General features: G+C 65.8%; 19 protein-coding genes. 10 read left to right on the plus strand and 9 right to left on the minus strand.

What is annotated here, in order from left to right:
• Positions 1-96: 96 nt before the first annotated feature.
• The 5 genes from PVZ72_RS03560 (at position 97) to xylB (ending at position 6,102) form a co-directional block, all read left to right on the plus strand.
• Complete coding sequence (locus tag PVZ72_RS03560; protein WP_133859696.1) at positions 97-1,029, plus strand: carbohydrate ABC transporter permease; 933 nt, start codon at positions 97-99, stop codon at positions 1,027-1,029.
• Positions 1,030-1,039: 10 nt separating this feature from the next.
• Positions 1,040-1,873 carry a carbohydrate ABC transporter permease gene (locus tag PVZ72_RS03565; protein WP_133859697.1) on the plus strand — a complete coding sequence of 278 codons (834 nt, stop codon included), beginning with the start codon at positions 1,040-1,042 and terminating at the stop codon, positions 1,871-1,873.
• Between the two features lie 19 nt (positions 1,874-1,892).
• Positions 1,893-2,990 (plus strand): ABC transporter ATP-binding protein, encoded by a 1,098-nt coding sequence (locus tag PVZ72_RS03570; RefSeq protein WP_187978786.1) that lies wholly within the window; start codon positions 1,893-1,895, stop codon positions 2,988-2,990.
• Between the two features lie 67 nt (positions 2,991-3,057).
• On the plus strand, positions 3,058-4,533 hold the full coding sequence (locus tag PVZ72_RS03575) for a mannitol dehydrogenase family protein (RefSeq protein WP_273861224.1): 1,476 nt from the start codon (positions 3,058-3,060) through the stop codon (positions 4,531-4,533).
• 72 nt (positions 4,534-4,605) lie between these two features.
• Positions 4,606-6,102 carry a xylulokinase gene (gene xylB, locus PVZ72_RS03580; protein WP_133859700.1) on the plus strand — a complete coding sequence of 499 codons (1,497 nt, stop codon included), beginning with the start codon at positions 4,606-4,608 and terminating at the stop codon, positions 6,100-6,102.
• Between the two features lie 159 nt (positions 6,103-6,261).
• Here xylB and ybaK read toward each other — a convergent pair whose 3' ends face one another.
• Positions 6,262-6,732: a Cys-tRNA(Pro) deacylase gene (gene ybaK / locus PVZ72_RS03585; RefSeq protein ID WP_187978783.1), complete on the minus strand. Its 471-nt coding sequence runs from the start codon at positions 6,730-6,732 to the stop codon at positions 6,262-6,264.
• The gene (locus PVZ72_RS03590) at positions 6,729-7,793 is read right to left on the minus strand and encodes a diguanylate cyclase (protein WP_187978782.1); all 1,065 of its coding nucleotides are present in this window, start codon (positions 7,791-7,793) and stop codon (positions 6,729-6,731) included. Before PVZ72_RS03590 ends, ybaK begins: the two co-directional genes overlap by 4 nt.
• A gap of 223 nt (positions 7,794-8,016) precedes the next feature.
• Between PVZ72_RS03590 and PVZ72_RS03595 the strand changes: the two genes are divergently transcribed.
• A complete protein-coding gene (locus tag PVZ72_RS03595; RefSeq protein WP_133859703.1) occupies positions 8,017-8,454 on the plus strand; it encodes an HPF/RaiA family ribosome-associated protein in 438 nt (145 codons plus the stop codon).
• An 81-nt stretch (positions 8,455-8,535) separates the two neighbouring features.
• Positions 8,536-9,594: an oxidoreductase gene (locus PVZ72_RS03600; RefSeq protein WP_187978781.1), complete on the plus strand. Its 1,059-nt coding sequence runs from the start codon at positions 8,536-8,538 to the stop codon at positions 9,592-9,594.
• Here the strand turns inward: PVZ72_RS03600 and PVZ72_RS03605 are convergent.
• Complete coding sequence (locus PVZ72_RS03605; RefSeq protein ID WP_133859705.1) at positions 9,588-10,622, minus strand: acyltransferase family protein; 1,035 nt, start codon at positions 10,620-10,622, stop codon at positions 9,588-9,590. The genes PVZ72_RS03600 and PVZ72_RS03605 overlap by 7 nt on opposite strands.
• A gap of 167 nt (positions 10,623-10,789) precedes the next feature.
• Positions 10,790-12,961, minus strand: a complete 2,172-nt coding sequence (gene rlmKL / locus PVZ72_RS03610) for a bifunctional 23S rRNA (guanine(2069)-N(7))-methyltransferase RlmK/23S rRNA (guanine(2445)-N(2))-methyltransferase RlmL (protein ID WP_273861225.1) — start codon at positions 12,959-12,961, stop codon at positions 10,790-10,792.
• A 317-nt stretch (positions 12,962-13,278) separates the two neighbouring features.
• On the opposite strand from rlmKL, the gene rmf reads away from it, so the two are divergent.
• Positions 13,279-13,494: a ribosome modulation factor gene (rmf, locus tag PVZ72_RS03615; protein WP_059232223.1), complete on the plus strand. Its 216-nt coding sequence runs from the start codon at positions 13,279-13,281 to the stop codon at positions 13,492-13,494.
• 117 nt (positions 13,495-13,611) lie between these two features.
• Here rmf and PVZ72_RS03620 read toward each other — a convergent pair whose 3' ends face one another.
• The gene (locus PVZ72_RS03620; protein ID WP_273861226.1) at positions 13,612-14,631 is read right to left on the minus strand and encodes a quinone-dependent dihydroorotate dehydrogenase; all 1,020 of its coding nucleotides are present in this window, start codon (positions 14,629-14,631) and stop codon (positions 13,612-13,614) included.
• Positions 14,632-14,816: 185 nt separating this feature from the next.
• On the opposite strand from PVZ72_RS03620, the gene PVZ72_RS03625 reads away from it, so the two are divergent.
• Entirely contained in the window at positions 14,817-15,692 is an 876-nt protein-coding gene (locus PVZ72_RS03625) for a hypothetical protein (RefSeq protein WP_273861227.1), read from the plus strand.
• A 9-nt stretch (positions 15,693-15,701) separates the two neighbouring features.
• Here the strand turns inward: PVZ72_RS03625 and PVZ72_RS03630 are convergent, their stop codons facing one another.
• The 4 genes from PVZ72_RS03630 to PVZ72_RS03645 form a co-directional block, all read right to left on the minus strand.
• On the minus strand, positions 15,702-16,271 hold the full coding sequence (locus PVZ72_RS03630) for a biliverdin-producing heme oxygenase (protein WP_187978777.1): 570 nt from the start codon (positions 16,269-16,271) through the stop codon (positions 15,702-15,704).
• Positions 16,272-16,298: 27 nt separating this feature from the next.
• A complete protein-coding gene (locus PVZ72_RS03635; RefSeq protein ID WP_133859709.1) occupies positions 16,299-18,710 on the minus strand; it encodes a response regulator in 2,412 nt (803 codons plus the stop codon).
• Positions 18,711-18,809: 99 nt separating this feature from the next.
• Positions 18,810-19,271 (minus strand): response regulator, encoded by a 462-nt coding sequence (locus tag PVZ72_RS03640; RefSeq protein WP_133859710.1) that lies wholly within the window; start codon positions 19,269-19,271, stop codon positions 18,810-18,812.
• A gap of 8 nt (positions 19,272-19,279) precedes the next feature.
• Positions 19,280-21,529: an ATP-binding protein gene (locus tag PVZ72_RS03645; protein WP_187978775.1), complete on the minus strand. Its 2,250-nt coding sequence runs from the start codon at positions 21,527-21,529 to the stop codon at positions 19,280-19,282.
• A 215-nt stretch (positions 21,530-21,744) separates the two neighbouring features.
• Between PVZ72_RS03645 and PVZ72_RS03650 the strand changes: the two genes are divergently transcribed.
• Positions 21,745-22,770 (plus strand): alpha/beta fold hydrolase, encoded by a 1,026-nt coding sequence (locus PVZ72_RS03650; protein WP_273861228.1) that lies wholly within the window; start codon positions 21,745-21,747, stop codon positions 22,768-22,770.
• Positions 22,771-22,809 lie beyond the last annotated feature (39 nt).

Here is a 22,809-nt window from a genome sequence, read left to right on the forward strand (position 1 = left end):
CGGACCCAGGCCTAGCGGCTTTTCCTGCCTGATCCGTCGCTGGCGTCGCGAGACGCCAGTGCCTCGTCACGGCCCACTGCCTTGCGGAGCATCGCCATGCAGACCTCCACCCTCAAGACGCCCGCCGTCGAAACCCCTGCCGCTCCCGCCCGTCGTCAACGCCGTCGTGCTAGTCCCGGCTGGTTCCTGATCAGTCCTTCGGTGGCTCTGCTGCTGGTGTGGATGCTGGTGCCCCTGGGCATGACCATCTGGTTTTCGCTGATCCGCTACAACCTGCTCTATCCGGGCGAGCACGCCTTCGTCGGCCTGGAGAACTTCGAATACTTCGTCACCGATGCCGGCTTCTGGCCCGGCATGAGCAACACCCTGCTGCTGGTGGGCAGCGTGCTGCTGATCAGCGTGGTCTTCGGCGTGCTGATCTCGGCGCTGCTGGAAGCCAGCGAGTTCCTTGGCCGCGGCATCGTCCGCGTCCTGCTGATCTCGCCGTTCTTCATCATGCCCACGGTCAGCGCCCTGATCTGGAAGAACCTGATCTTCCATCCGGTCTCCGGCATTCTCGCCGCGGTCTGGAAACTCTTCGGCGCCACCCCGGTGGACTGGCTGGCCACCCATCCGCTGCTGTCGATCATCCTGATCGTGTCCTGGCAGTGGCTGCCCTTCGCCATTCTCATCCTGATGACCGCCATGCAGTCGCTGGATCAGGAGCAGAAGGAAGCGGCCCGCCTGGATGGCGCCGGCCCGCTCGCCATCTTCTGGCACCTGACCCTGCCGCACCTGGCGCGGCCCATCGCCGTGGTGGTGATGATCGAGACGATCTTCCTGCTGTCGGTGTTCGCCGAGATCTACACCACCACCAGTGGCGGTCCGGGCTTCGCCTCCACCAACCTCGCCTACCTGATCTACAACCAGGCCCTGCTGCAGTTCGACGTCGGCCTGGCCTCCGCCGGCGGCCTGATCGCCGTGCTCATCGCCAACATCGCCGCCATCATCCTGGTGCGGATGCTCGGCAAGAACCTGACCCAACAGTGAGGACCCTGACATGCTGACGCTCAAGCAATCCCGGCGCCTGCAGAGCCTGCTGCTGGGCCTGCTCGCCTGGCTGGTAGCCCTGGTGCTGTTCTTCCCGATCTTCTGGATGGTGCTGACCAGCTTCAAGACCGAGATCGACGCCTTCGCCACGCCGCCGCAGTTCTTCTTCACGCCCACGCTGGAGAACTACCTGACCATCCAGGCACGCAGCGACTACTTCCACTTCGCGCTGAACTCGGTGGTGATCTCCTTTGGCGCCACCCTGCTGAGTCTGCTGCTGGCGCTGCCGGCGGCCTATTCCATGGCCTTCCACGAGACCAAGAACACCCAGCGCCTGCTGCTGTGGATGCTGTCCACCAAGATGCTGCCGGCGGTGGGCGTACTGGTGCCCATCTATCTGCTGGCCAAGCAGTTCGAACTGCTCGACAGCCGGCTGCTGCTGATCGCCGTCTACACCCTGATCAACCTGCCGATCGTGGTCTGGATGGTCTACACCTACTTCAAGGACATCCCCAAGGACATCCTCGAGGCCGCGCGCCTGGATGGCGCGACCACCTACCAGGAAATCGTCCGGGTGCTGCTGCCGATCGCCAAGGGCGGCATCGCCTCGACCATGCTGCTGTCGCTGATCCTCTGCTGGAACGAGGCCTTCTGGTCGCTGAACCTGACCTCGTCCAACGCCGCGCCGCTGACCGCGCTGATCGCCTCCTACTCCAGTCCCCAGGGACTGTTCTGGGCCAAGCTGTCGGCCGTCTCGACGCTGGCCTGCGCGCCCATCCTGATCTTTGGCTGGATCAGCCAGAAACAACTCGTCCGCGGCCTATCGTTCGGCGCGGTGAAATAAGAACAAGAGGACTCCTGTCATGGCCAATCTGAAAATCCGCAGCCTGCGCAAGGGCTTCGACTCGCTGGAAATCATCAAGGGCGTCGACCTCGACATCAACGACCGCGAATTCGTGGTCTTCGTCGGCCCGTCCGGGTGCGGCAAGTCAACCCTGCTGCGCCTCATCGCCGGCCTGGAAGAGGTCAGCAGCGGCACCCTGGAGCTGGACGGTCGCGACATCACCGAAGTGTCGCCTGCCAAGCGCGACCTGGCCATGGTGTTCCAGACCTATGCCCTCTATCCGCATATGAGCGTGCGCAAGAATCTGTCCTTCGCCCTCGATCTGGCCAAGATCGACAAGCAGGAAGTGGAGCGCAAGGTCGCCGATGCCGCCCGCATCCTCGAGCTGACGCCGCTGCTGGAGCGCAAGCCGCGTCAGCTCTCCGGTGGCCAGCGCCAGCGGGTGGCCATCGGCCGCGCCATCGTCCGCCAGCCGAAGATCTTTCTGTTCGACGAACCCCTGTCCAACCTGGACGCCGCCCTGCGCGTGCAGATGCGCCTGGAACTGGCGCGTCTGCACCAGGAATTGCAGGCCACCATGATCTACGTGACCCACGACCAGGTGGAAGCCATGACCCTGGCGACCAAGGTGGTGGTGCTCAACGGCGGCCGCGTCGAACAGGTCGGTTCGCCCCTGGAGCTCTATCACCATCCGGCCAACCTCTTCGTCGCCGGCTTCCTGGGCACGCCGAAGATGGCGTTCTTCAAGGGCAAGGTGGTGGCCACCGACGCCCAGGGCGTGGAGGTGGAGCTGGCGGCCGGTCCGCGCCTGCACCTGCCACGCCGTGGTGACGACCTCGCGATCGGCAGCCCGGTGACCCTGGGCATTCGCCCAGAACACCTGCGCCTGGCCGCCGACGGCCAGCTGCCGGTCATCAGCGACGTGGCCGAACGCCTGGGCAGCGACACCTATTGCCACATGGTCACCGAGGCCGAAGAGCCGCTGACCGTGCGCGTGCCGGGTGACTGCGCCGTCGCCTACGGCGAACGCCAGCGCCTGGCGCTGGACGTCGACTTCTGCCACCTGTTCGACGAACAGGGCCGCGCCGTGGCGCCACTGCTGCGCAAAGCCGCCTGACCCTTCCCCCTTTTTCTGCCCCGGTGTCCCGCACGCGCCCGGGGCACCGCCTTGCAGGATCGCCATCGTGAAACTCAATCGCCAGCACCTCGAACAGCTTCCCGACTACATCGCCAAGCCCGGCTACGCCTCCTGCCAGTTGCGTCAGGGGATCGTCCACATCGGCGTCGGCGGCTTCCACCGCGCGCACCAGGCCATCTACACCGAGGCCCTGCTCAATCAGGGCCGCGACCTGGACTGGAGCATCTGCGGCGTCGGCCTGCGCGCCGAAGACCGCGCCATGCGTGATGCCCTGGCCGGCCAGGACTATCTCTACACCCAGGTGGTGCTGGCCGACGAGCCGAACACCGAGGTGCGCGTCGTCGGCGCCATCAGCGGCATGCTGCTGGCCGAAGACGGCACCCAGACGCTGATCGACAAGCTGGCCCATCCCAGCACCCGCATCGTCTCCCTCACCATCACCGAGGGCGGCTACTGCATGGATGACAGCACCGGCGAATTCAACTTCAAGCTGCCCCAGATCCAGCACGACCTGCAGCATCCGGGCGATCCGCGCAGCGTCTTCGGCTTCCTGCTGGCGGCCCTGGCCAAGCGCCGCGCCGAGGGCACCGGTCCCTTCACCGTGATGTCCTGCGACAACCTTCCGCACAATGGCCAGGTCACCCGCAAGGCCCTGCTGGCCTATGCCGCCCTGGTGGACGAAGAGCTGCACGGCTGGATCGCCGAGCACGTCAGCTTCCCCAACGCCATGGTCGATCGCATCACCCCCATGACCAGCACCGCCCATCGCGAGGCACTGCTGGCCGAACACGGCGTCGAGGACGCCTGGCCGGTGGTCTGCGAGCCCTTCCTGCAGTGGGTGCTGGAAGACAGGTTCGTCGCCGGTCGTCCGGCCTGGGAAGACGTCGGCGTCCAGTTCACCGATGACGTCACCCCCTACGAGGAGATGAAGATCAAGTTGCTCAACGGCAGCCATCTGGCGCTGACCTACCTGGGCTTCCTCAAGGGCTACCGTTTCGTCCACGAGACCATGGCCGATCCGCTGTTCGTGCGCTACATCCGCGCCTACATGGACGAGGACGTGACCCCGCAGCTGGCACCGGTGCCCGGCATCGATCTCGACCAGTACAAGGACACCCTGATCGAGCGCTTCTCCAATCGCGCCATCGCCGACCAGCTGGAGCGGGTCTGCTCCGATGGCTCGTCGAAGTTTCCCAAGTTCACCGTGCCGACCATCAACCGCCTGATCGAAGACGACCAGGCCATGGATCGCGCCGCCCTGGTGGTGGCCGCCTGGGCGGTCTATCTGCGTGGCGTGGACGAGACCGGGGCGACCTATCGCATCCCCGATCCGCGCGCCAATTACTGCGAGGAACTGGTGCAGGATCAGAAGAATCTTACCGAGCGCCTGCTGGGCGCCGAGGAAATCTTCGGTAAGCACATCCCGAAATCCGCGGCCTTCGTTGCCGCCTTCGAGCGGCAGCTGTACAACTTGCGTACCCACGGGGTCAGCGCCACCTTGCAGACCCTGCTCGGCGACTAGCCCTGGCAGAAAGCTGCCTGCTCAGCGTCGACTTTTCAGACAAGCCCTAACAACAACAAGGAGCGGCCAGGCATGAAGTTTCTCGGGATCGACTGCGGCACCCAGGGCACCAAGGCGGTGATCCTGGATGTCGAGCGCGGGGTGGTACTGGGCGAAGGCAGTGCGCCGCACCCCTTGACCGAGGCCGCCAACGGCCGCCGCGAGCAGAATCCGGCGGACTGGATCCGGGCGCTGGTGGCGGCCACCCGCGCCGCCCTGGCGCAGGCCGGCAGCGATGGGCAGGACATCCTCGGCGTCGGCGTCTCCGGCCAGCAGCATGGTCTGGTACTGCTCGACGACAGCGGCAAGGTCCTGCGTCCGGCCAAGCTCTGGTGCGACACCGAATCCACCCCGGAAAACCAGCGGCTGCTGGACCACCTGGGCGGGGTGGAGGGCTCCATCGAGCGCCTGGGCCTGGCCATCGCGCCGGGCTACACCGTATCCAAACTGCTCTGGACCAAGGAACAGCACCCGGAGGTGTTCGACCAGATCGACCAGGTGCTGCTGCCCCACGATTACCTGAACTTCTGGCTGACCGGCCGCGCCGTGGCCGAATACGGCGACGCCTCGGGCACCGGCTATTTCAATGTGCGCACGCGCCAGTACGACCTGGAGTTGCTGCGCCATATCGACCCCAGTGGTCGCCTGGAGCGCGCCCTGCCGGAGTTGATCGAAGCCGACCAGCCAGTCGGGCGGCTGCGACCGGAGGTCGCCAGCCAACTGGGCATCAACGCCCAGGCGCTGGTCTCCAGCGGTGGCGGCGACAACATGATGGGCGCCCTGGGCACCGGCAACAGCCGCGCCGGCCAGATCACCCTGAGCCTGGGCACCTCGGGCACCCTCTATGGGTACTCCGACGAACCTCGCATCAGCGAGCATCCTGCCGTGGCAGGCTTCTGCTCGTCCAACGGCGGCTGGCTGCCGCTGATCTGCACCATGAACCTGACCAATGCCAGCGGCCAGATCCGCGAGTTGCTCGGCCTGGATCTCGCCGAATTCACCCGTCTGGTGGCGGAGTCGCCCATCGGCGCGGAGGGGGTGCTGATGCTGCCCTTCCTCAATGGCGAACGGGTGCCGGCGCTGCCGACCGCCACCGCCAGCCTGCATGGCCTCACCGCCACCAACCTCACCCGCGCCAACCTGTGCCGGGCGGTGGTCGAGGGAGTGAGCTTCGCCCTGAGATACGGCTTCGACCTGCTGCGTGACCTGGGCATGCCCGGCGATACCCTGAGACTGATCGGCGGCGGCGCCAGGAGTCCGGTCTGGCGCCAGCTGATCGCCGATCTGATGAACACCCCGGTGGTCTGCCCGATCCACGGCGAAGCCGCGGCCCTGGGTGGCGCGCTGCAGGCCGCCTGGTGCTGGAGTCGCGAACAGGGGCATCCGGAATCGCTCGACAGCCTCACCGAGCGCTGCGTGCATCTGGACCCGGCCAGCCGTGCCGAACCGGATCCCGCACGGGTCGCCGAGTACGAAGCGGCCTACCAGCGCTACCGGCAGCAGCTGCGTGAGAGCTACGGAATAGCCTAGCGGGCGGAGGGGGTGGAAAACGCCAGGCGGTTTTCACCCTACTGGAGGTCGGCAACCAACCCGTCGCAGGGTGGACAACGGCGCAGCCTTGTCCACCACCAGCCCGAGCGCGCGTGGAAAACACTACGCGGTTTTCCACCCTACCCGAAAGACAGGCGCTCAGGCCTTGCCGATCGGCACGAAGGGCGCATCCAGCAAGCGGGCGAGGTCCGTAGGTGCCAGGGCCACTTCCAGCCCCCGGCGTCCGGCGCTGACATGGATGCCCGGCAACTCCGCCGCGGACTTGTCGATGAAGGTACGCAGTCGCTTCTTCTGCCCCAGCGGACTGATACCGCCGACCAGGTAACCGGTGCTGCGCTGGGCCTGGTCGGGCTTGGCCATCTCCAGCTTCTTGACGCCGGCCGCCTGGGCCAGGGCCTTGAGATCCAGGGTTCCGGCGACCGGCACGATGGCCACCAGCAACTCCTGCTTCTCGCTCGCCGCCAACAGGGTCTTGAACACCGTTTCCGGCGCCAGGCCAAGCTTTTCGACGGCTTCCAGGCCGTAGGAGGCGGCCTTGGGATCATGGTGGTAGCTCAGCACCTCGTGGGGCACCTGGGCTTTCTTGAGCAACTCTATCGCCGGGGTCATGCCAGCACTCCTTGGGGATCGGCCACCTCGGCCCGCCCGCGGCCCTGCGCCTTGGCCCGGTAGAGGGCGAAGTCGGCGGCCTGCAGCCAGTGGGCAACGTCATCGTAGGCCCGGTCGAATCCGGCGACGCCGCAGCTCATGCCGACGCGGACGTTCTGACGATCGCCGGGGCCGCCCGCCTGCATCTCGTGCAACCGCTCCTGCAGCCGTCGAATCAGGTCCAGGGCCCGTTCGGGCGAGGTGTCGGGCAAGAGGATACCGAATTCATCGCCACCAAAACGACCGGCCAGGTCGCTGGTGCGGATGGTCCGGGCCAGCAGGCCGGAAAATTGCCGCAGCATCTCGTCCCCGGCCTGATGACCGAAGCGATCGTTGACCAGCTTGAAGTTGTCCAGGTCGATCATCACCAGGCTGGCCGTGGCGCCACTGCGCTTGCAGCGGGCGAATTCGCGCTGCAGCAGCTGATCCCAGTGGGTGCGGTTATGCAGGCCGGTCATGCCATCCTGCTTGCTGATCAGCTCCAGCTCCTGCTGGCGCCGCGACAGCTGCCGCGCCAGGCGAAAGCTCACCAGGCCCAGGGCCCAGGGATAGGCGACGATCATCGGCAGGCAGGCATAGATCTGCGCGGTGGAGGTCTCGAGGGCGACCGGATGGCGCAGCACCACCAGGCCGACCAGGATGCCCGCCAGCTGCGCGAGCAGACCCCGGCGCCAGAACGCCAGGCCCCCGGCGCCGAGCATGTTCATACCGGTCATGGCGAGCAGGGTCACGCTGGGCAGGAGATTGAAGCCCATGCTCGCCGCCCAGAAGCCGGCCGAGCCGCAATCCAGCAGCAGATTGCCCAGCTCGGCGCGATAGGGATCGCGCGCGCGGACGGCGCGCCAGTAGGCGAGCGGCGACCAGCACAGCGCATTGGCCAGCAGCAACAGCCACAGGCCGATGGACACCGGCTGGGTAAGCTGCACCGAGACGATGCAACTGAGGCTGAGCAACAGACCTATCGCACGGGGTAGCCAGAGCCGCCGGGCAAAACTGCGGCCACGGGTGAGCACATCTGGCATTGACGATCCCCACTGCGACGAACGATGAGAGGTCGCGCATTATCAGTGGATAAGGGCAAAACGCCAGCGACCCGCGACTTGAGCGTCGTTTTTCGAAAGTTGCGACGCGCCTCAACACTGCCAGAAGGAAACATCGGGTGACACGCACAACGGACGAACAGCCTTGAACCTCGGCCTGACCGGCCTCATCCAATGGTCAGGCCCGTCAAAAAGAGGAAGCCGCATGCAAGTCCAAGTCAACAGTGATCACAACATCGAAAGCAGTGCCGGTTTGCAGAATTGGGTGGCGTCCGTGGTGGAAGACCGCCTGGATCGCTTCGACGAACTCCTGACCCGTGTCGAGGTACACCTCAACGACGAAAACGCCGGCAAATCGGGTGCTCAGGACAAGCGGTGCCAAATGGAGGCCCGTATCAAGGGGCACCAGCCGCTCTCGGTAACTCACAAGGCCGATTCCCTCGACCTGGCAGTGGAAGGTGCAGCGGACAAGCTGCTGCGAGCCATTACCCACCTGTCCGGCAAACTGGAGAAAAAGCGTCTTTCCAGCGGCGAACTCAATGACCCCCTGGCCCTGGAGGACTCCGAGGAGTTCAAGGACTCCCTGCGGCAGGACGAATTCCTCGAAAGAGAGCAACTGGCTCACGATCACGAGTTGAAATAGGGCAACCTCTGGTTTCCGCGTTCAACCGAGGCCGCTCCCTGAGCGGCCTCGCTCTTTTTCACCCCGGCACAAGGATGCCTCATGCCCTCCCCCTTTCGCGTCGCCCTGATCGGTTACGGCTTCGTCGGTCAGACCTTCCATGGTCCCCTGCTGGGGTCGATTCCCGGTCTCAGCCTGGAGCTGGTGGCCTCACGGGATGCCGCGCGCGTACAGGCCGACCTGCCCAAGGTGCGCGTCACTGCGGACTACCTGGCCGCGGTGCAGGATCCGGCCATCGACCTGGTGGTGATCGCCTCACCCAACCAGACCCATGCGCCCCTCGCCAGCGCCGCCCTGGCCGCCGGCAAGCACGTGGTGGTCGACAAGCCCTTTACCGTTACCCTCGCCGAAGCCAGGCAACTGGCCGCGGAAGCCGAACAGGCCGGCCGGTTGCTGTCGGTGTTCCAGAATCGCCGCTGGGACAGTGATTTTCTAGGGCTGCAGGCGGTACTCGCCAGTGGCGCCCTGGGTGAGCTGACCAGCCTGGAATCGCGCATCGAGCGCTTTCGTCCCGAGGTACGCACGCGCTGGCGCGAAGCGGCACTCCCCGGCAGTGGCCTCTGGTTCGACCTCGGCCCCCACCTGCTGGATCAGGCGCTCTGCCTGTTCGGCCTGCCCGAGCGCCTGCAGGCGCAGCTGGTGCGGCAGCGCGCCGGCGCCCTCACCGACGACTGGTTCCAGGTGCAACTGGACTACGGCACCCGTCAAGTGACCCTGAGAGCCGGGATGCTGGCCGCAGGCGGTGTGCCGCGCTTTCTCGCCCAGGGTACTGCGGGCAGCTGGATCAAGCAGGGAGCGGATTGCCAGGAAGACGCGCTCAAGGCCGGCGTGCGCCCCGGTGGTCCAGACTGGGGCCAGGATCCGGATTCCGGCTGGCTCATCACCGGCGATGGCGAACGCCAGGCGTTGCCGACGCCGGCGGGCGATCACCGCCGCTACTACCTCGCCCTGGTCGAGGCCCTCGCCGGGCGCGCCACCAATCCCGTCCCTCCGGCCCAGGCCTGCGCGCTGATGGCCCTGCTGGAAGCCGCCCAGCGCTCCTCGGCGGAAGGTCGAGCGCTGCTGCCCGAACTCACCGCCGCCGAACGCGCGTCCTACTGACCGGCCACCCACTGCGGACGCCGTCCCGCCAGGCGTTCGCCCAGCTGGCGCAGGGTGCGGGAGAGGCGTCGCTCGATCCATTCGTAGCTCCCCCAGGCCAGCAGCAGGATCACCGGGAGACAGACCGCCAGGGTCTGGTAGGGGCTGAAACCCCACTGCTGGTGCAGCCAGTAGTCGCCCAGCCAGAGCACGATGACGTGCACCAGATAAACCGAATAGGACCAGTCCCCCAGCGCCTTGCACAGGCGCGAGCCGGCGAACCAGGGCTCGAGGATTACGCAGGCGCCCACCAGGACCGCACTGGGCACGCCCCAGGTCAGCAGGCGCCAGGGATGGTCGGCCGGAAAGGCCACCAGGCAGGTCAGGGCCGCCAGGGCCGCCGCCAGCGCCAGCGGCCGGGGTCCGCGCAGGGCGCCGCGGCGATAGAGCGCGGCCAGGCTCACGCCCAGCAGGAATTCGAAGATGATCGGATTGCGATAGAAGCTGCTGACAAAGGACTCGCGGGCCAGCACCAGGCTGACCAGGATCACCAGCAGGCTGACCACGCCGATGCGCCAGCGCTCGGCCACGCCAAAGGACAGGGCGAACAGCAGGTAGAACAGCATCTCGAAGTTGAGCGTCCAGCCCACCGGCAGGATCGGATAATGGCCGAAGCCCGCGGGGTTCTCGCTGGGAATGAAGAACAGCGAGAGCAGCAGTTCACGGGCGGCGACGCCATAGATGGGCATCACGTCGCTGGCCAGATAGAGGATCAGCGCCGTCACCGCGGTGTACAGCCAATAGGCCGGTACGATACGGGCGATGCGGTGCCAGAGGAAGGTGCTGCGCCTGAGCGATCGGCCGGCGGTGGACAGGTAGATCACGAAGCCGCTAAGCACGAAGAAGATATCGACCCCGACCTGTCCCCGGGTGGAGAGCAGATGACCGCCGAGGCTGTCGGCGTGGAAGTCGAAGAACACCTGCATGAAGTGATGAAAGACCACCAGCCAGGCGGCCAGGGCCCTGAGAGCCTGCAGTGAAACCAGCATTGTAGAACCTTTCCCTCCTCGTCCCGCCAGGCACGACCCAGCGCCGCGCCGTCATTGTGGACGGCATGGCGGGGTCGGGTGTTCCCGGGAAAAGGCTGGATTGCGCCGGATCACAGGCTGAACGGCTCGATGCCCGACCCGTTCAGCGGCAGTTCAGGCGGCGGACCTCATTGCAGGCTGAACCGCCAGGCGCGATGGATCTTGGGATTGCGCGCGAAGTCCGGATCCAGGGTGCTGGCGCTGATCTCTCCGACGCGATAACGCTCGGCGAGGCCTGCGTCCAACTCGAACTTGCGGAAGTTGTTGGAGAAGTACAGCACGCCATTGCGACTCAGGTGGGCCATGGCCGAGTCGATCAGGGCGACGTGATCGCGCTGGACGTCGAACACCCCTTCCAGACGCTTGGAGTTGGAGAAGGTCGGCGGATCGACGAAGATCAGATCATATTCGCCACGATCGTTTTCCAGCCAGTGCAGCACATCACCCTGCTCCAGGCGATGCCGCTCGGAGAAGCCGTTGAGGGCCAGGTTGCGCCGGGCCCAGTCCAGGTAGGTTCGCGACAGGTCGACGCTGGTGGTGCTCCGCGCCCCGCCTACTGCGGCCTGCACCGTGGCGGCACCGGTGTAGCAGAACAAGTTGAGGAATCTCTTGCCCTGGGCTTCCTGGCGCAGCCGCAGGCGCAGCGGACGGTGATCGAGGAACAGACCGGTATCCAGGTAATCGGTGAGATTGACCAGCAGCTTGGCACCCGCTTCTTCCACCTGCAGGAACTCACCCTGGGCGGCCTGGCGTTCGTACTGCTTGGTACCACTCTGTCGCTCGCGCCGCTTGACCACCACCATTGACGGATCGATGTCCAGCGCCTGGGGAATGGCCGCCAGGGCATCGAGCAGACGGGCCTGGGCCTTGTCCGGATCGATGGAGCGCGGCGGCGCGTATTCCTGCACGTGCACCCGATCGCCATAGAGATCCACCGCCACCGCATACTCGGGCATGTCGGCGTCATAGAGGCGATAGCACTGCACGCCCTGGTTACGCGCCCACTTGCCGAGCTGCTTGAGATTCTTCTGCAGGCGATTGGCGAACATCTGGCCGCCCTCGCTGAGCTTGGCCGGCTCGGCCGCCTGGTCGGTGGTCGAACGCTCGCCGTTGCGGCTGCCAGTGACGAACTGACGGGTCTCGACCTCGAACATCAGCAGCTTGCAGGGCAAGGCGCCGTTCCAGAAGGCGTATTGCTTGTGGCTGCGGATGCCCATGCGCTTGCCCAGCTCGGGCGCGCCGGTGAAGACCCCCGCGCGCCAGCCAAGGCAGGCCTGACGCAGCCGCTCGCCGAGACTCTGATAGAGGTACAGCAGGCTAGCTTCATCGCCCAGGCGCTCGCCATAGGGCGGGTTGCAGATCACCAGGCCGGTCTGGCCCTTGTCCGGCCGCGGCTCGAAGCTGGCGACCTCGCCCTGGTAGACCTTGATCCACTCGGACAGCCCGGCCCGCTCGATGTTGTTGCGCGCCGGCTGGATCAGTCGCGGATCGGCTTCGTAGCCACGGATCCAGGTCGGCGCCTTGGCCAGACCCGCAGCGGCGCGGGCTTCAGCCTCCTGATGCAGCTGCTGCCAGAGCGCGGGCACGTGGCCCAGCCAGGCGGAGAAGCCCCAGCGCTCGCGGCGCAGGTTGGGGGCGATGTCCGCCGCCATCAGGCCGGCCTCGACCAGGAAGGTACCTACCCCGCACATGGGGTCGGCCAGCGCGCCGCCGGCCGCGGCCAGGGCCGGCCAGCCGGCGCGAATCAGCACCGCGGCCGCGAGGTTTTCCTTGAGCGGCGCGGCGCCCTGCTGCAGGCGATAACCACGCTGGTGCAGACTCTGACCGGAAAGATCCAGCGAGAGGATGGCCTGGCCACGCTCCAGGTGCAGGTGGACACGCAGGTCCGGGGCGATCTTGTCGACCGTGGGCCGCTGCCCGGTGCGCTCGCGCAGGCGATCGACGATGGCGTCCTTGACCTTGAGGGCACCGAAATGGGTGTTGTCGATGCCGGCGCCCTGGCCACTGAAGCCCACCGCCAGGGTACCGTCGGGGGCCAGGTGTTCTTCCCATTCCACACCGTGCACGCCCAGGTACAGGCCCTGGGGATCTTCCACCGGGAAACGGGCCAGCACCAGCAGCACCCGGTTGGCCAGGCGCGACCAGAGGCACAGGCGGTAGGCGTCCGCGAGACTCGCCTCGCCGCGCACCGCCGCGGTCTGGCTGCGGGCTTCCTGCAGGCCGAGGCCCTGGGCCTCTTCCAGCAGCAGGGTCTCGAGCCCCTTGGGACAGGTGAGGATGAGTTGTTGCATCGCGGACATCGTTGAATCCATAGGTTAGCGCGAGGAGCTTTCTGCCTTTGGTCGGATTGACCGCCAAGGACAGCTCCTCGCGAGAAGGTTTGACTGCGTCTCAACAAGCCGCAGTGACGGCATTCCAGCGGCGGTTTATCGCCATTTCATTTCGATTTGATTACGGCTTATAGCTAAAAGGTCGTTCCCAGCCGGAGCCCCTTTGGTTAGTAATTGACCACCCGCAGCGCGAAGGTGCGGGGCGGATGTCAGGACGCCGGCTCTGGCATCCAGGCCTGCAACGGGCCATGGACAATCTGCAAGTCAACCTACGAGGGCACTACCCTATGAGAAGACTCAAGCGTGATCCAATGGAACGAGCTTTCCAGCGTGGTTATCAGCACGGCATCGTGGGCAAATCGCGGGACCTCTGCCCCTTCACCCAGGACGCCGTCCGGCAGGCCTGGCTCAATGGCTGGCGTGAGGGCCGTAGCGACCAATGGGACGGCTACGTAGGCACCGCCGGTCTTCAACGCATGAATCAACTTCAAGCCGCAGGCTAATTCGATTTCACTAGCGGAAGCCCCGGGCTTCCACAGCGTTCTGGTTTCTTTCCAGTCAGATCCTCTCCCGGGATCAGGGACCCGGTCCCACGGGGGCTCCCAGCGAGCCCCCTCCCCTCAGGGGCGCGCCGCGGCGATCGCATCCACGGCTTCCCGGATCAACGCCGGTCCGCGATAGATGAAGCCGCTGTAGAGCTGCACCAGACTGGCGCCCGCCGCGATCTTTTCCGCCGCATCTTCCCCGGACAGGATCCCACCCGCCGCGATGATCGGCAGTCGACCACCCAGCTCAGCGGCCAGCACCCGTACCACATGGGTACTCTTCTCCCGCACCGGAGCACCTGACAAGCCACCGGCCTCGGCGGCATAGGGCAGATTCTCCACCCCTTCCCGGCCCAACGTGGTGTTGGTGGCGATGATGGCGTCCATCCCGGCCTCGCGAATCGCCTGGGCGGTCAGCACGATCTCTGCATCGGTCAGGTCCGGGGCGATCTTGATGGCGATGGGCACCCGCCGGCCGTGCCGGACCGCCAGGTCTTCCTGACGCTGGCGCAGGGCTTCCAGCAGGCTCTTGAGCGCCTCGCCGAATTGCAGGCTGCGCAGGCCGGGCGTGTTGGGCGAGCTCACGTTTACCGTGATGTAGCTGGCGTGGGCATAGACCCGCTCCAGACCGATCAGGTAGTCGTCCACCGCCCGTTCCACCGGGGTACTGGCGTTCTTGCCGATGTTGATCCCCAGTACGCCCTGGAAGCGGGCAGCCTTGACCCGCTCGATCAGGACATCCACGCCCGCATTATTGAAACCCATGCGGTTGATGATGGCGTCGGCCTGCTCAAGGCGGAACAGCCGCGGCTTGGGATTGCCCGGCTGCGGCCGTGGCGTCACGGTACCGATCTCGATGAAGCCGAAGCCCAGACCGGCAAAGCCGTCGATGGCGGCGCCGTTCTTGTCGAGTCCGGCGGCCAGACCCACCGGATTGGGAAACTCCAGACCCATGACCTGCACCGGCAGCCGGCACGGCCGCCGACCGAGGCCCGTCAGGCCCAGCCGACCCGCGGCGCCGATCAGGTCCAACGCCAGATCATGCGATCCTTCGGGAGACATTTTGAAAAGCAGAGGACGGAGCGCGTCGTACATGGCGGACTCACAGGCAATTCGGAAAGCGCGCATTATACAGGCTTGCCACCCGCCATACGTCGCTCGCCCCGGACTCGAACGGTCACTCGCACAAAAGATCCTACCTTTCAGGAATCATTTGACGATAACGCTGTCTGTCCCACGCTAGAATCGGTCGTGCAGTTCCTATCCGCCCCGGAGACCTCATGAGCAACAGTGCCAACCTCCTGGGCAGCCCCTGGTCTTCACTGGCCTTGCATCTGCATCCCTCGCTGGCCAGTCGCCGCATCCAGCGTTGCCTGGAACGCCTGGCCGATGCCTTTCTCCCCCTGCCCGCGCCCAGCGCCAGTCTTTGGTGGGATGAAGGCCACCCCCTGCATCTGCTCCTTGGCCTGCCACGCGCCGCCCTGTCCGGTCCGACCCAGGAGATCAAGAGTCGCGCCCATGCCCTGCTCAGCCAGCTGGTGATCGCCGATACCCAGCAGGTCGCCGCCCTGGACCTGCGCGCCATCGAAGGCCTCTGCCAGCGGCTGGGCGACAGCGCCTCTGACTTCGCGGTGCAACTGGAAGAACTGGCCGCCCTGCCTGCGGCTCGCGAGCAGGTCCGGATCATCGGCTATCGGGATTTCCAGGCAGCGCTCTATCGCACCCTGCCGAATCTCTCTGCGGAGCAGCCCTTGCGCCTGCGCCAGGCCAGTTGGCGGGGCACGCGGCTGTTCCTGGAAAACGAGGCGGCCACCACCCTCGCCCTTGCCAGCATCATCGCCTACGCCCGCATCCGCGGTATCGCCGTGGAAGTGCCGGCGCAGATTCAGTGCCTGAGCCTGGATCAGGCGGCCATCAACCGCCTGCAGGAGGCCTTCGCGGTCTATGCCCTGCCCAATGCGGTCTGGAATCACCCGGACTTCGTCCAGGTGCTGCTGGGGTTGAAGCTCGACTATGCCCGCCTGCCGCTGCCCGCACCTGGCCAGGATCTGGAGTGGTTGTTGCTACCCAATGAAGTGGCGACCACCCGCGTCCTCGCCGAGATCCTCGAACGCCTGGGTGCCGCCGAGGTGATCGGCTATCTGCAGGCGTTCTAGGCAAGTGTCTCAGCCGGCAGCGACCGCAGGCGCGTGACGCTGCCCCGCCGCCAGGAACACCTCGAAGGCCAGGCGCTGACCGGCCAGCATCGCCGGATGCAACTGCGCGTCGCTGCCCGCCTCGTCCAGTCGCTGCAGGAATCCCGGCCAGGCACCGGTGGGCGGCACATGTCCCAGATAGGCCCGGGCGTCGCGCACCGCTTCATCCGGACTCTCGCCGGCATGACGATCCAGCAGTCGCGAGCCCAATCGGGAACCCTCCAGCACATAGGCCACCCCCCAGCATTCCCCTTCGTCGAGCAGGCGCTCGAGGACGACGGGTTCGGGCCTGTCGGCGGCCAGACGCTGCAGATCCTCCGCCAGCACCCCGCGGCGGCGACGCTCTGCCCAGTCGGGCAACAGCCGCTGGATGCCGGAGCGCTCCAGCAACTCTTCGAGGCCGATCAGGGCCTGGGCATGGGCCTGAAGGAAGGCGGTGTAATGGGGTCGCGTCTGCAATGCATAGCGGCCAAAGGTGGCATCGACCTGCTGGTGCAGGGCACCGCCCTCGGCACGCAACATTTCACGGATGGTGGACACGCAAATACCTCGTAGTGACCGCGGTTTTCAGAGCGGCGAAGGCTGGGGCTTCTCGCCACGCAGGGCGGCCTGCAGCCGTGCGGCCAGATCCGCCTCGCGAAAGGGCTTGGGCACGATGAATGACTGTTCGGGATCGAGTTCGCCCAGTTCGGCGTAGCCGGTGATGAAGACCACCGGCAACTGCGGCAACCGCTTGCGCACCTGGCGAGCCAGCTCGGCACCATTCATGCCGGGCATGGCGAAATCGGCCAGCAGCAGATCGATCTGCGGATCGCGCTCCAGGGCGCTCAGGGCGGCGAAGCCGTTGCTGGCCTCTACCACCTGATAGCCGAGATCCGCCAGCAGCGCGGCGGTCACGTTGCGCACCGCATGATCATCGTCGACCAGCAGGATGCGTCGCTCGGCGGCCTGTTCGTCCCGCCCCGGGGTCGGTAACCCGACCGGATCCACGGCATCTTCCGCCTCGGTACGCGGCAGATAGACCAGCACCGTGGTGCCGCTGCCCATCTGCGTCTCGATGCGCACGCCACCACCGGACTGCTTGGCGAAGCCGAACACCTGGGCCAGGCCCAGACCGGAGCCCTTGCCCACCTCCTTGGTGGTGAAGAAGGGTTCGAAGGCCTTGGCCAGCACCTCTTCGCTCATGCCGGTGCCGGAATCCTGCACCGCCAGCAGCACGTACTCGCCCGGCTCGGGTTCTTCCGGGCGCTGGGGTGGCTCGCTGATGGTCTGGTTGGAGGTGCTCAGCCGCAGGGTGCCGCCGACCGCCATGGCATCCCGGGCATTGATCGCCAGATTGAGGATGATGAGTTCGATCTGGGTCGGGTCGACCAGGGCATGCCAGCAATCGGCGCGCAGGTGGGTCTCGATCCAGACGCTGCCACCCATGGTGCTGCGCAGCAGTTCGAGCATGCCTTCGACGGTTTCGTTGAGCTTGACCGGCTTGGGCGCCAGACGCTGACGGCGGGAGAAGGCCAGCAGCTGGGCGGTGAGCTTGGCGCCCCGCTCGCCCGCTTCGCGGATGTTCTGCACCCGCCCCTGGGTCTTGTCGCTCGCTTCGAGGCGCGTCAGATCCCGCTCGAGGAAGCTGGCACTGCTGAGCACCACGGTGAGCAGGTTGTTGAAGTCATGGGCCACGCCGGCGGTGAGCTGACCCACGGCCTCCAGGCGCTGCATCTGCTGCAGGGTGTCTTCCACCCGCTCGCGCTCGTCGATCTGCTCACGCAACTGGCGATTCGCCGCGGCCAGTTCTTCCATCGCCAGGACCTCCGAGGAGATGTCCCGTCCGGAGCAATAGGTCATGCCGGCATCCGGCACCGCCGTCCAGGAAATCCAGCGATAGCTGCCGTCGCGGTGGCGGATACGATTGACGAAGCGCTGACTGGTCGCACCGGTGGCCAGCTGCTTGAGTTCGTTGTCGGTGATGAAGCGCTCGTCGGGATGCACCAGCGCCAGCAGCGAGGAATCGAGCAGCTCCACCCGCGACCAGCCCAGATTTTCTTCCCAGGCCGGGTTGAGCGCTACCAGGGTACCGTCGGGTTTGCACACCAGCAGCAGATCGCGGGTGAGATCCCAGGTCCGATCGCGCTCGCGGGTACGCTCCTCGACGCGCTCGCCGAGACTGACGTTGAGTCGTTCGAGTTTCTCCGCGGCGTCGCGCTGCTGGGTGATGTCGAGCATCACGCCAAGGAAGCGGGTGCAGACGCCGGCATCGAAGAAGGGCTGGCCGCGGGTCTCGACCCAGCGCTGGGCGCCATCATCGAGGCGGATGCGGTATTCGCTGCGGTAGTCGTCGTCGCGCTCGTCGGCGCCCGCCTGGCGGACCGTATCGAGAAAGCGTTCGAGGCCATCGCTGCCGCACAGGCGGGCGAACACCTCGAGATCGACCACCGCATCGGCCGGCAGGCCGAACATGGCCTTGCAGCGCTCGTCCCAGACCAGCGTACGGCTGGCCGGCAGATACTCCCACATGCCCAGCCGGGAGGCGTCCATGGCCAGGCGGGACCTGACTTCCAGGCTGTGCAGGGCCTCTTCGGCGCGGCGCCGCTCGCGGCGCTCGTGCACTACCAGCAGTGCCCGCTCGACCGCCTTGGCCAAGAGCTCCATGCTCTGCTTGAGCACATAGTCGTTGGCGCCCAGGCGCATCATCTCCACCGCGTGCACTTCACCGAAGATGCCCGAGACGAAGATGAAGGGGGTTTCCGGCGTCAGCGCCCGCGCCACGCGCAGGGCCTCGGCACCGGAGAAGCCCGGCAGGATGATGTCGGAGAGAATGATGTCGTAGGTCTGCTGGCTCAGCGCCAGAGTCAGACCGGTACGTTCATAGACGATCTTGGATTGCAGCTCGAAGCCGTGCCTTTCCAGCTCGATCAGGATCAGCTCGGCATCGAGCTTGCTGTCCTCTACCAGCAGGATCTTGATCTGTTTCGAGAGCGGCATAAACGGACGTCGGCCTTGAATCTGTTCACTCAGGGAAGCCGGATCGCGCATATCGGCCGGTCGCGGATGACTGGATGCGGATGCACTGATCTTCACTCGCTAGCGGCCAATGCGCCTGGTGACACGACGCGATCCTGGCGGCGGCTCATTGAGCACGGCCCAGAATACGCCGAGGTCGCTGATCGCGGCGACGAAATCACGAAACTCGACCGGCTTGACCACGTAGGCGTTCACGCCCAGCTCGTAGGCCTTCTCCAGATCCGGCTCTTCCCGTGATGAAGTCAGCATGACCACGGGAATACTGCACAGCTCAGGCGTCCGACGAATCAGTTCGAGCACTTCCAGGCCATCGACCTTGGGCAGTTTGAGATCCAGCAGCATCACGGCGGGATTGCCCGGCTCGCGATCGGCATGGGGTTCGCGCCTGAGCAGATAATTGACCGCTTCGGCACCGTCACGCAGGACCACGACATCGTTGGCCAGCTGGCTGCGCTCCAGAGCCACCAGGGTGAGCTCCAGATCGTGCGGATTGTCTTCGACCAGCACAATGGGTTTGAGCATGAACAGAACTACCTTTTGTGTACCGGGGACGGACGTTGTTTGGGAAGGGCGAAAAAGAAGGTAGCGCCCTCGCCGATGGCACCCTCGGCCCAGACCCGACCGTCATGACGCTCGATGATGCGTCTGACACTGGCCAGACCGATGCCGACCCCTTCAAATTCATCGGCATGGTGCAGGCGTTGGAAGACGCCGAACAGCTTGCCGACATAGTCCATGTTGAAACCGACACCGTTGTCCCGAACAAAGATGATGTCCTCGGAATCGCTCGGCAAGGTGCCGATCTCGATCACCGCCGGTTCTTCGTAGCGACTGTATTTGATGGCATTGGCCAGCAGGTTGCGCAAGGCGAGATGGACGAAGGCGGCATCGGCGATGACGACAGGCAGGGGGCCGATGTGCCACTCCACCTGCCGCTCGGCATAGTCCGGGGCCATCTCTTCGCGAATGGCTTCCACTAGGGCGGTCAGATTGACGTCGGAATAGCGGATCGCCGCCCGCCCCATCTGCGAAAAGCTCAGCAGGTTGTCGACCAGGCTGCCGGCGAAGCGCGCCGACGACCCGATGTTTTCCAGGAAGCGCCGCCCCCGGTCCGACAGCTTGCCGCCTTCGATGTCGCCCAGCAGCTCGGCATAGCCGGCGATGTGGCGCAGCGGCGCACGCAGGTCGTGGGACACGCTGTAGGAGAAAGCCGCCAGTTCCTTGTTGCTGCGTTGCAGCTCCTCGGCCAGCTCGGCCATCTCCTCGGCCTTGCGCAGGACGATCCCGCGCACCGCATTGCGCAATTCGATGGCGCTTTCCAGCTCGAGCGGCGACCAGGGTAGCGACAGGCCGCGGACCGTCTCCTGCCAGAGCACGAAACTCTGTCGGGGCGACAGGCGTCCGTCGCTGCCTTCCTGCTTGGCTGGCCGCCCGGCCCAGTTGACCACCTGCACCAGCTCGCTGCGAAACCAGATCAGATAGTGGGAATGCAATTCGGAAATGGGTACGGCAAGCACCCCGGCCGCATACTGGGCCAGCTGTGGCAGCGCGGCGATGTCCTTGGCCAGGTTGTCGGTGACGTAGTGATCCTTGACGTTGACCGACAACCACTCGACCAGGCTGTCCACCACGTCGCGGGGCGGCGCCTGGCCGATCAGCTCGGTGCCGTCGGAGGAAATGATGGCGGCGCCCTGTGCCCGGGCGAAATCCAGATAGACCTGGGGCAGCTCCAGCAGTCCCTGGCAGACGCTGTCGCGGTCGGCCATGGTCGAGAGCATCTGCACCATGGCTTGACGCAGCGCCAGTCGACGATCGGATTCCGCGTGGGTCTCGGCGGCATCGATCTGCAGCGACAGCACCCGACCGAACAGCTCGCAGGCGGTCCGCGTCTGGAAGGATACCCGCTGCGGCTGGCGATCGTGACAGAGCACCAGACCCCAGAGACGGCCGCCGACCACGATGGAAACCGACATGGAGGCCAGGGTGCCCATGTTTCTCATGTACTGCAGGTGCACCGGCGACACGCTGCGCAGTTGCGCGAAGCTGAGGTCGAGCGGCTGGCCGGTCAGCGGATTGGTCTGCGGCTGCAGCGGCGACGGCTGGTAGTAGGCGTTGCCGATTACCCGGATGCGGTTGGCCAGGTACAGGCGGCGGGCCTGGGCCGGGATGTCCGAGGCGGGAAATCTCAGCCCCAGATAGCTGGGTACGCCGGGATCGCACTCCTCGGCCAGCACCTGTCCGTGACCTTCTTCGTCGAAGCGATAGATCATGGTGTGGTCGAAGCCGGAGATGCGCTTGGCTTCGCGCACCGCGAGCGTGGCGATGGCATCCACGGTTTCGGCCTGGTGCAGTTGTTCGATGAACACCCGCACCATGGGATAGAGGGTATTGAGGCCGAGCCGGCTGTCCACCGGCGCCTCGAATTCGACGATCAGCACCCCACCGAAGCGATGCATGAACAGCGCGAAGGTCTGCCGCTGTGGCCCCAGGGTGACGTCGCCCTGATAGATGGGATTCTGCTCTTCCTGGGTCAGGGCCCCGAGCATGGCCGGCAGATCGCACCCCGGCAGCAATTCGCCAAGCGTGCGACCCAGTACATCCTCCACGGCGACGCCAAGGTACTCGCGCACGTTGGCGCTGGCCTGGACAATGCGCAGATCCGGCTCTTCCACGGCGAACAGGAAGCCATGTTCCTGGATACTGCCGGGAATGTGGATCGGCTCATTGGCACAATCGGCCAGAGCGTCGGGCTGCGTCTTGGAAGGTGACTCGAGCGCCAAACCGGGAACCTCGTGTGATCGGGAAGAAGCGCAGGGAAAGCGGTGCGCCGAATTGGAAACAAAGGTCATCCAGACTATCAGACCCGGGGCGGGAGGCGAAGCGAAACGGCCCGCAGCCCGGACACCCGCAGCAAGGCCGACAGCGTTCGAGGGGCGACCCGGAATCTTCTCCACCGGCATCCGGTCGGAACTGGTTTAGCCCCAGGATCCTGCCCATGTCCCTGCGCCTCGCCCTCCCCCTGGCCGCCCTGCTGCTGAGTCCGCTCAGCCAGGCGGCGCCCGTCTATGGCGAACGTCTCGAAGGCTTCGCCTACGACTACCCGGTCAGGACCTTCAGCTTCGACTCCCAGCGACAGCCTCTGGAAATGGCCTATCTCGACGTCGCGCCGAGCGGAAAACCGAACGGGCGGACCCTGGTCCTGCTGCACGGCAAGAACTTCTGCGCCGGTACCTGGGCGCAAAGCATCCAGGTGCTGAGCGCTGCCGGCTATCGGATCGTGGCGCCGGACCAGATCGGCTTCTGCAAGTCGAGCAAACCGGCGCACTATCAATACAGCTTCCAGCAACTGGCCGCCAACACCCGCGCCCTGCTCGACCACCTGGGCGTCGCCCGGGCGACCCTCATCGGTCATTCGACCGGCGGCATGCTCGCGACCCGCTACGCCCTCCTCTATCCCGAGGCCACCGAGCAGCTGGTATTGGTCAATCCCATCGGCCTGGAAGACTGGAAGGCGCTGGGCGTGCCCTATCGCAGCGTCGACCAGTGGTATGCCCGGGAGCTCAAGACCTCGGCCGCCGCCATCCGCGACTACGAGCGCAGCACCTATTACGCCGGCCAATGGTCTCCCGCCTACGATCGCTGGGTGGACATGCTCGCGGGCCTCAACGAGGGACCGGGCAAGGAGCGGGTGGCGTGGAACTCCGCCCTGATCTACGACATGATCTACAGCCAGCCGGTGGTCTACGAATTCGAGCGGCTGCGCATGCCGACCCTGCTGCTGATCGGCCAGCGCGATACCACCGCCATCGGCAAGGATGCGGCGCCGGCCGCCCTCAAGGCGCAGCTGGGCCACTATCCCGAACTGGGCAAGGCGGCGGCGCAGCGCATTCCCCAGGCGACCCTGGTGGAATTCCCGGACCTGGGCCATGCGCCGCAGATGCAGGCGCCGGAACGCTTTCACCAGGCGCTCCTGCAAGGGCTGAGCGCCGTCAAGGCACCCTCGACCCAGCCGAAACCCTGAGCTCATCCAGGCGCAAAAAAGCGGCGCCCCGAGGGTACG

It is taken from the genome of Pseudomonas sp. LA5 (genome assembly GCF_028640825.1).
GTDB lineage: Bacteria > Pseudomonadota > Gammaproteobacteria > Pseudomonadales > Pseudomonadaceae > Chryseomonas > Chryseomonas aestiva.

Bases quoted from the DNA above. Each gene is read 5' to 3' on its own strand.
- PVZ72_RS03590 (WP_187978782.1), bottom strand. From the start codon at position 7,793: ATGCCAGATGTGCTCACCCGTGGCCGCAGTTTTGCCCGGCGGCTCTGG.
- PVZ72_RS03620 (WP_273861226.1), bottom strand. From the start codon at position 14,631: ATGTACGACGCGCTCCGTCCTCTGCTTTTCAAAATGTCTCCCGAAGGA.
- PVZ72_RS03600 (WP_187978781.1), top strand. From the start codon at position 8,536: ATGCCCTCCCCCTTTCGCGTCGCCCTGATCGGTTACGGCTTCGTCGGT.
- PVZ72_RS03640 (WP_133859710.1), bottom strand. From the start codon at position 19,271: ATGCTCAAACCCATTGTGCTGGTCGAAGACAATCCGCACGATCTGGAG.
- PVZ72_RS03560 (WP_133859696.1), top strand. From the start codon at position 97: ATGCAGACCTCCACCCTCAAGACGCCCGCCGTCGAAACCCCTGCCGCT.
- PVZ72_RS03635 (WP_133859709.1), bottom strand. From the start codon at position 18,710: ATGCCGCTCTCGAAACAGATCAAGATCCTGCTGGTAGAGGACAGCAAG.
- rmf (WP_059232223.1), top strand. From the start codon at position 13,279: ATGAGAAGACTCAAGCGTGATCCAATGGAACGAGCTTTCCAGCGTGGT.
- PVZ72_RS03570 (WP_187978786.1), top strand. From the start codon at position 1,893: ATGGCCAATCTGAAAATCCGCAGCCTGCGCAAGGGCTTCGACTCGCTG.
- xylB (WP_133859700.1), top strand. From the start codon at position 4,606: ATGAAGTTTCTCGGGATCGACTGCGGCACCCAGGGCACCAAGGCGGTG.
- PVZ72_RS03565 (WP_133859697.1), top strand. From the start codon at position 1,040: ATGCTGACGCTCAAGCAATCCCGGCGCCTGCAGAGCCTGCTGCTGGGC.
- rlmKL (WP_273861225.1), bottom strand. From the start codon at position 12,961: ATGTCCGCGATGCAACAACTCATCCTCACCTGTCCCAAGGGGCTCGAG.
- ybaK (WP_187978783.1), bottom strand. From the start codon at position 6,732: ATGACCCCGGCGATAGAGTTGCTCAAGAAAGCCCAGGTGCCCCACGAG.
- PVZ72_RS03625 (WP_273861227.1), top strand. From the start codon at position 14,817: ATGAGCAACAGTGCCAACCTCCTGGGCAGCCCCTGGTCTTCACTGGCC.
- PVZ72_RS03650 (WP_273861228.1), top strand. From the start codon at position 21,745: ATGTCCCTGCGCCTCGCCCTCCCCCTGGCCGCCCTGCTGCTGAGTCCG.
- PVZ72_RS03605 (WP_133859705.1), bottom strand. From the start codon at position 10,622: ATGCTGGTTTCACTGCAGGCTCTCAGGGCCCTGGCCGCCTGGCTGGTG.
- PVZ72_RS03595 (WP_133859703.1), top strand. From the start codon at position 8,017: ATGCAAGTCCAAGTCAACAGTGATCACAACATCGAAAGCAGTGCCGGT.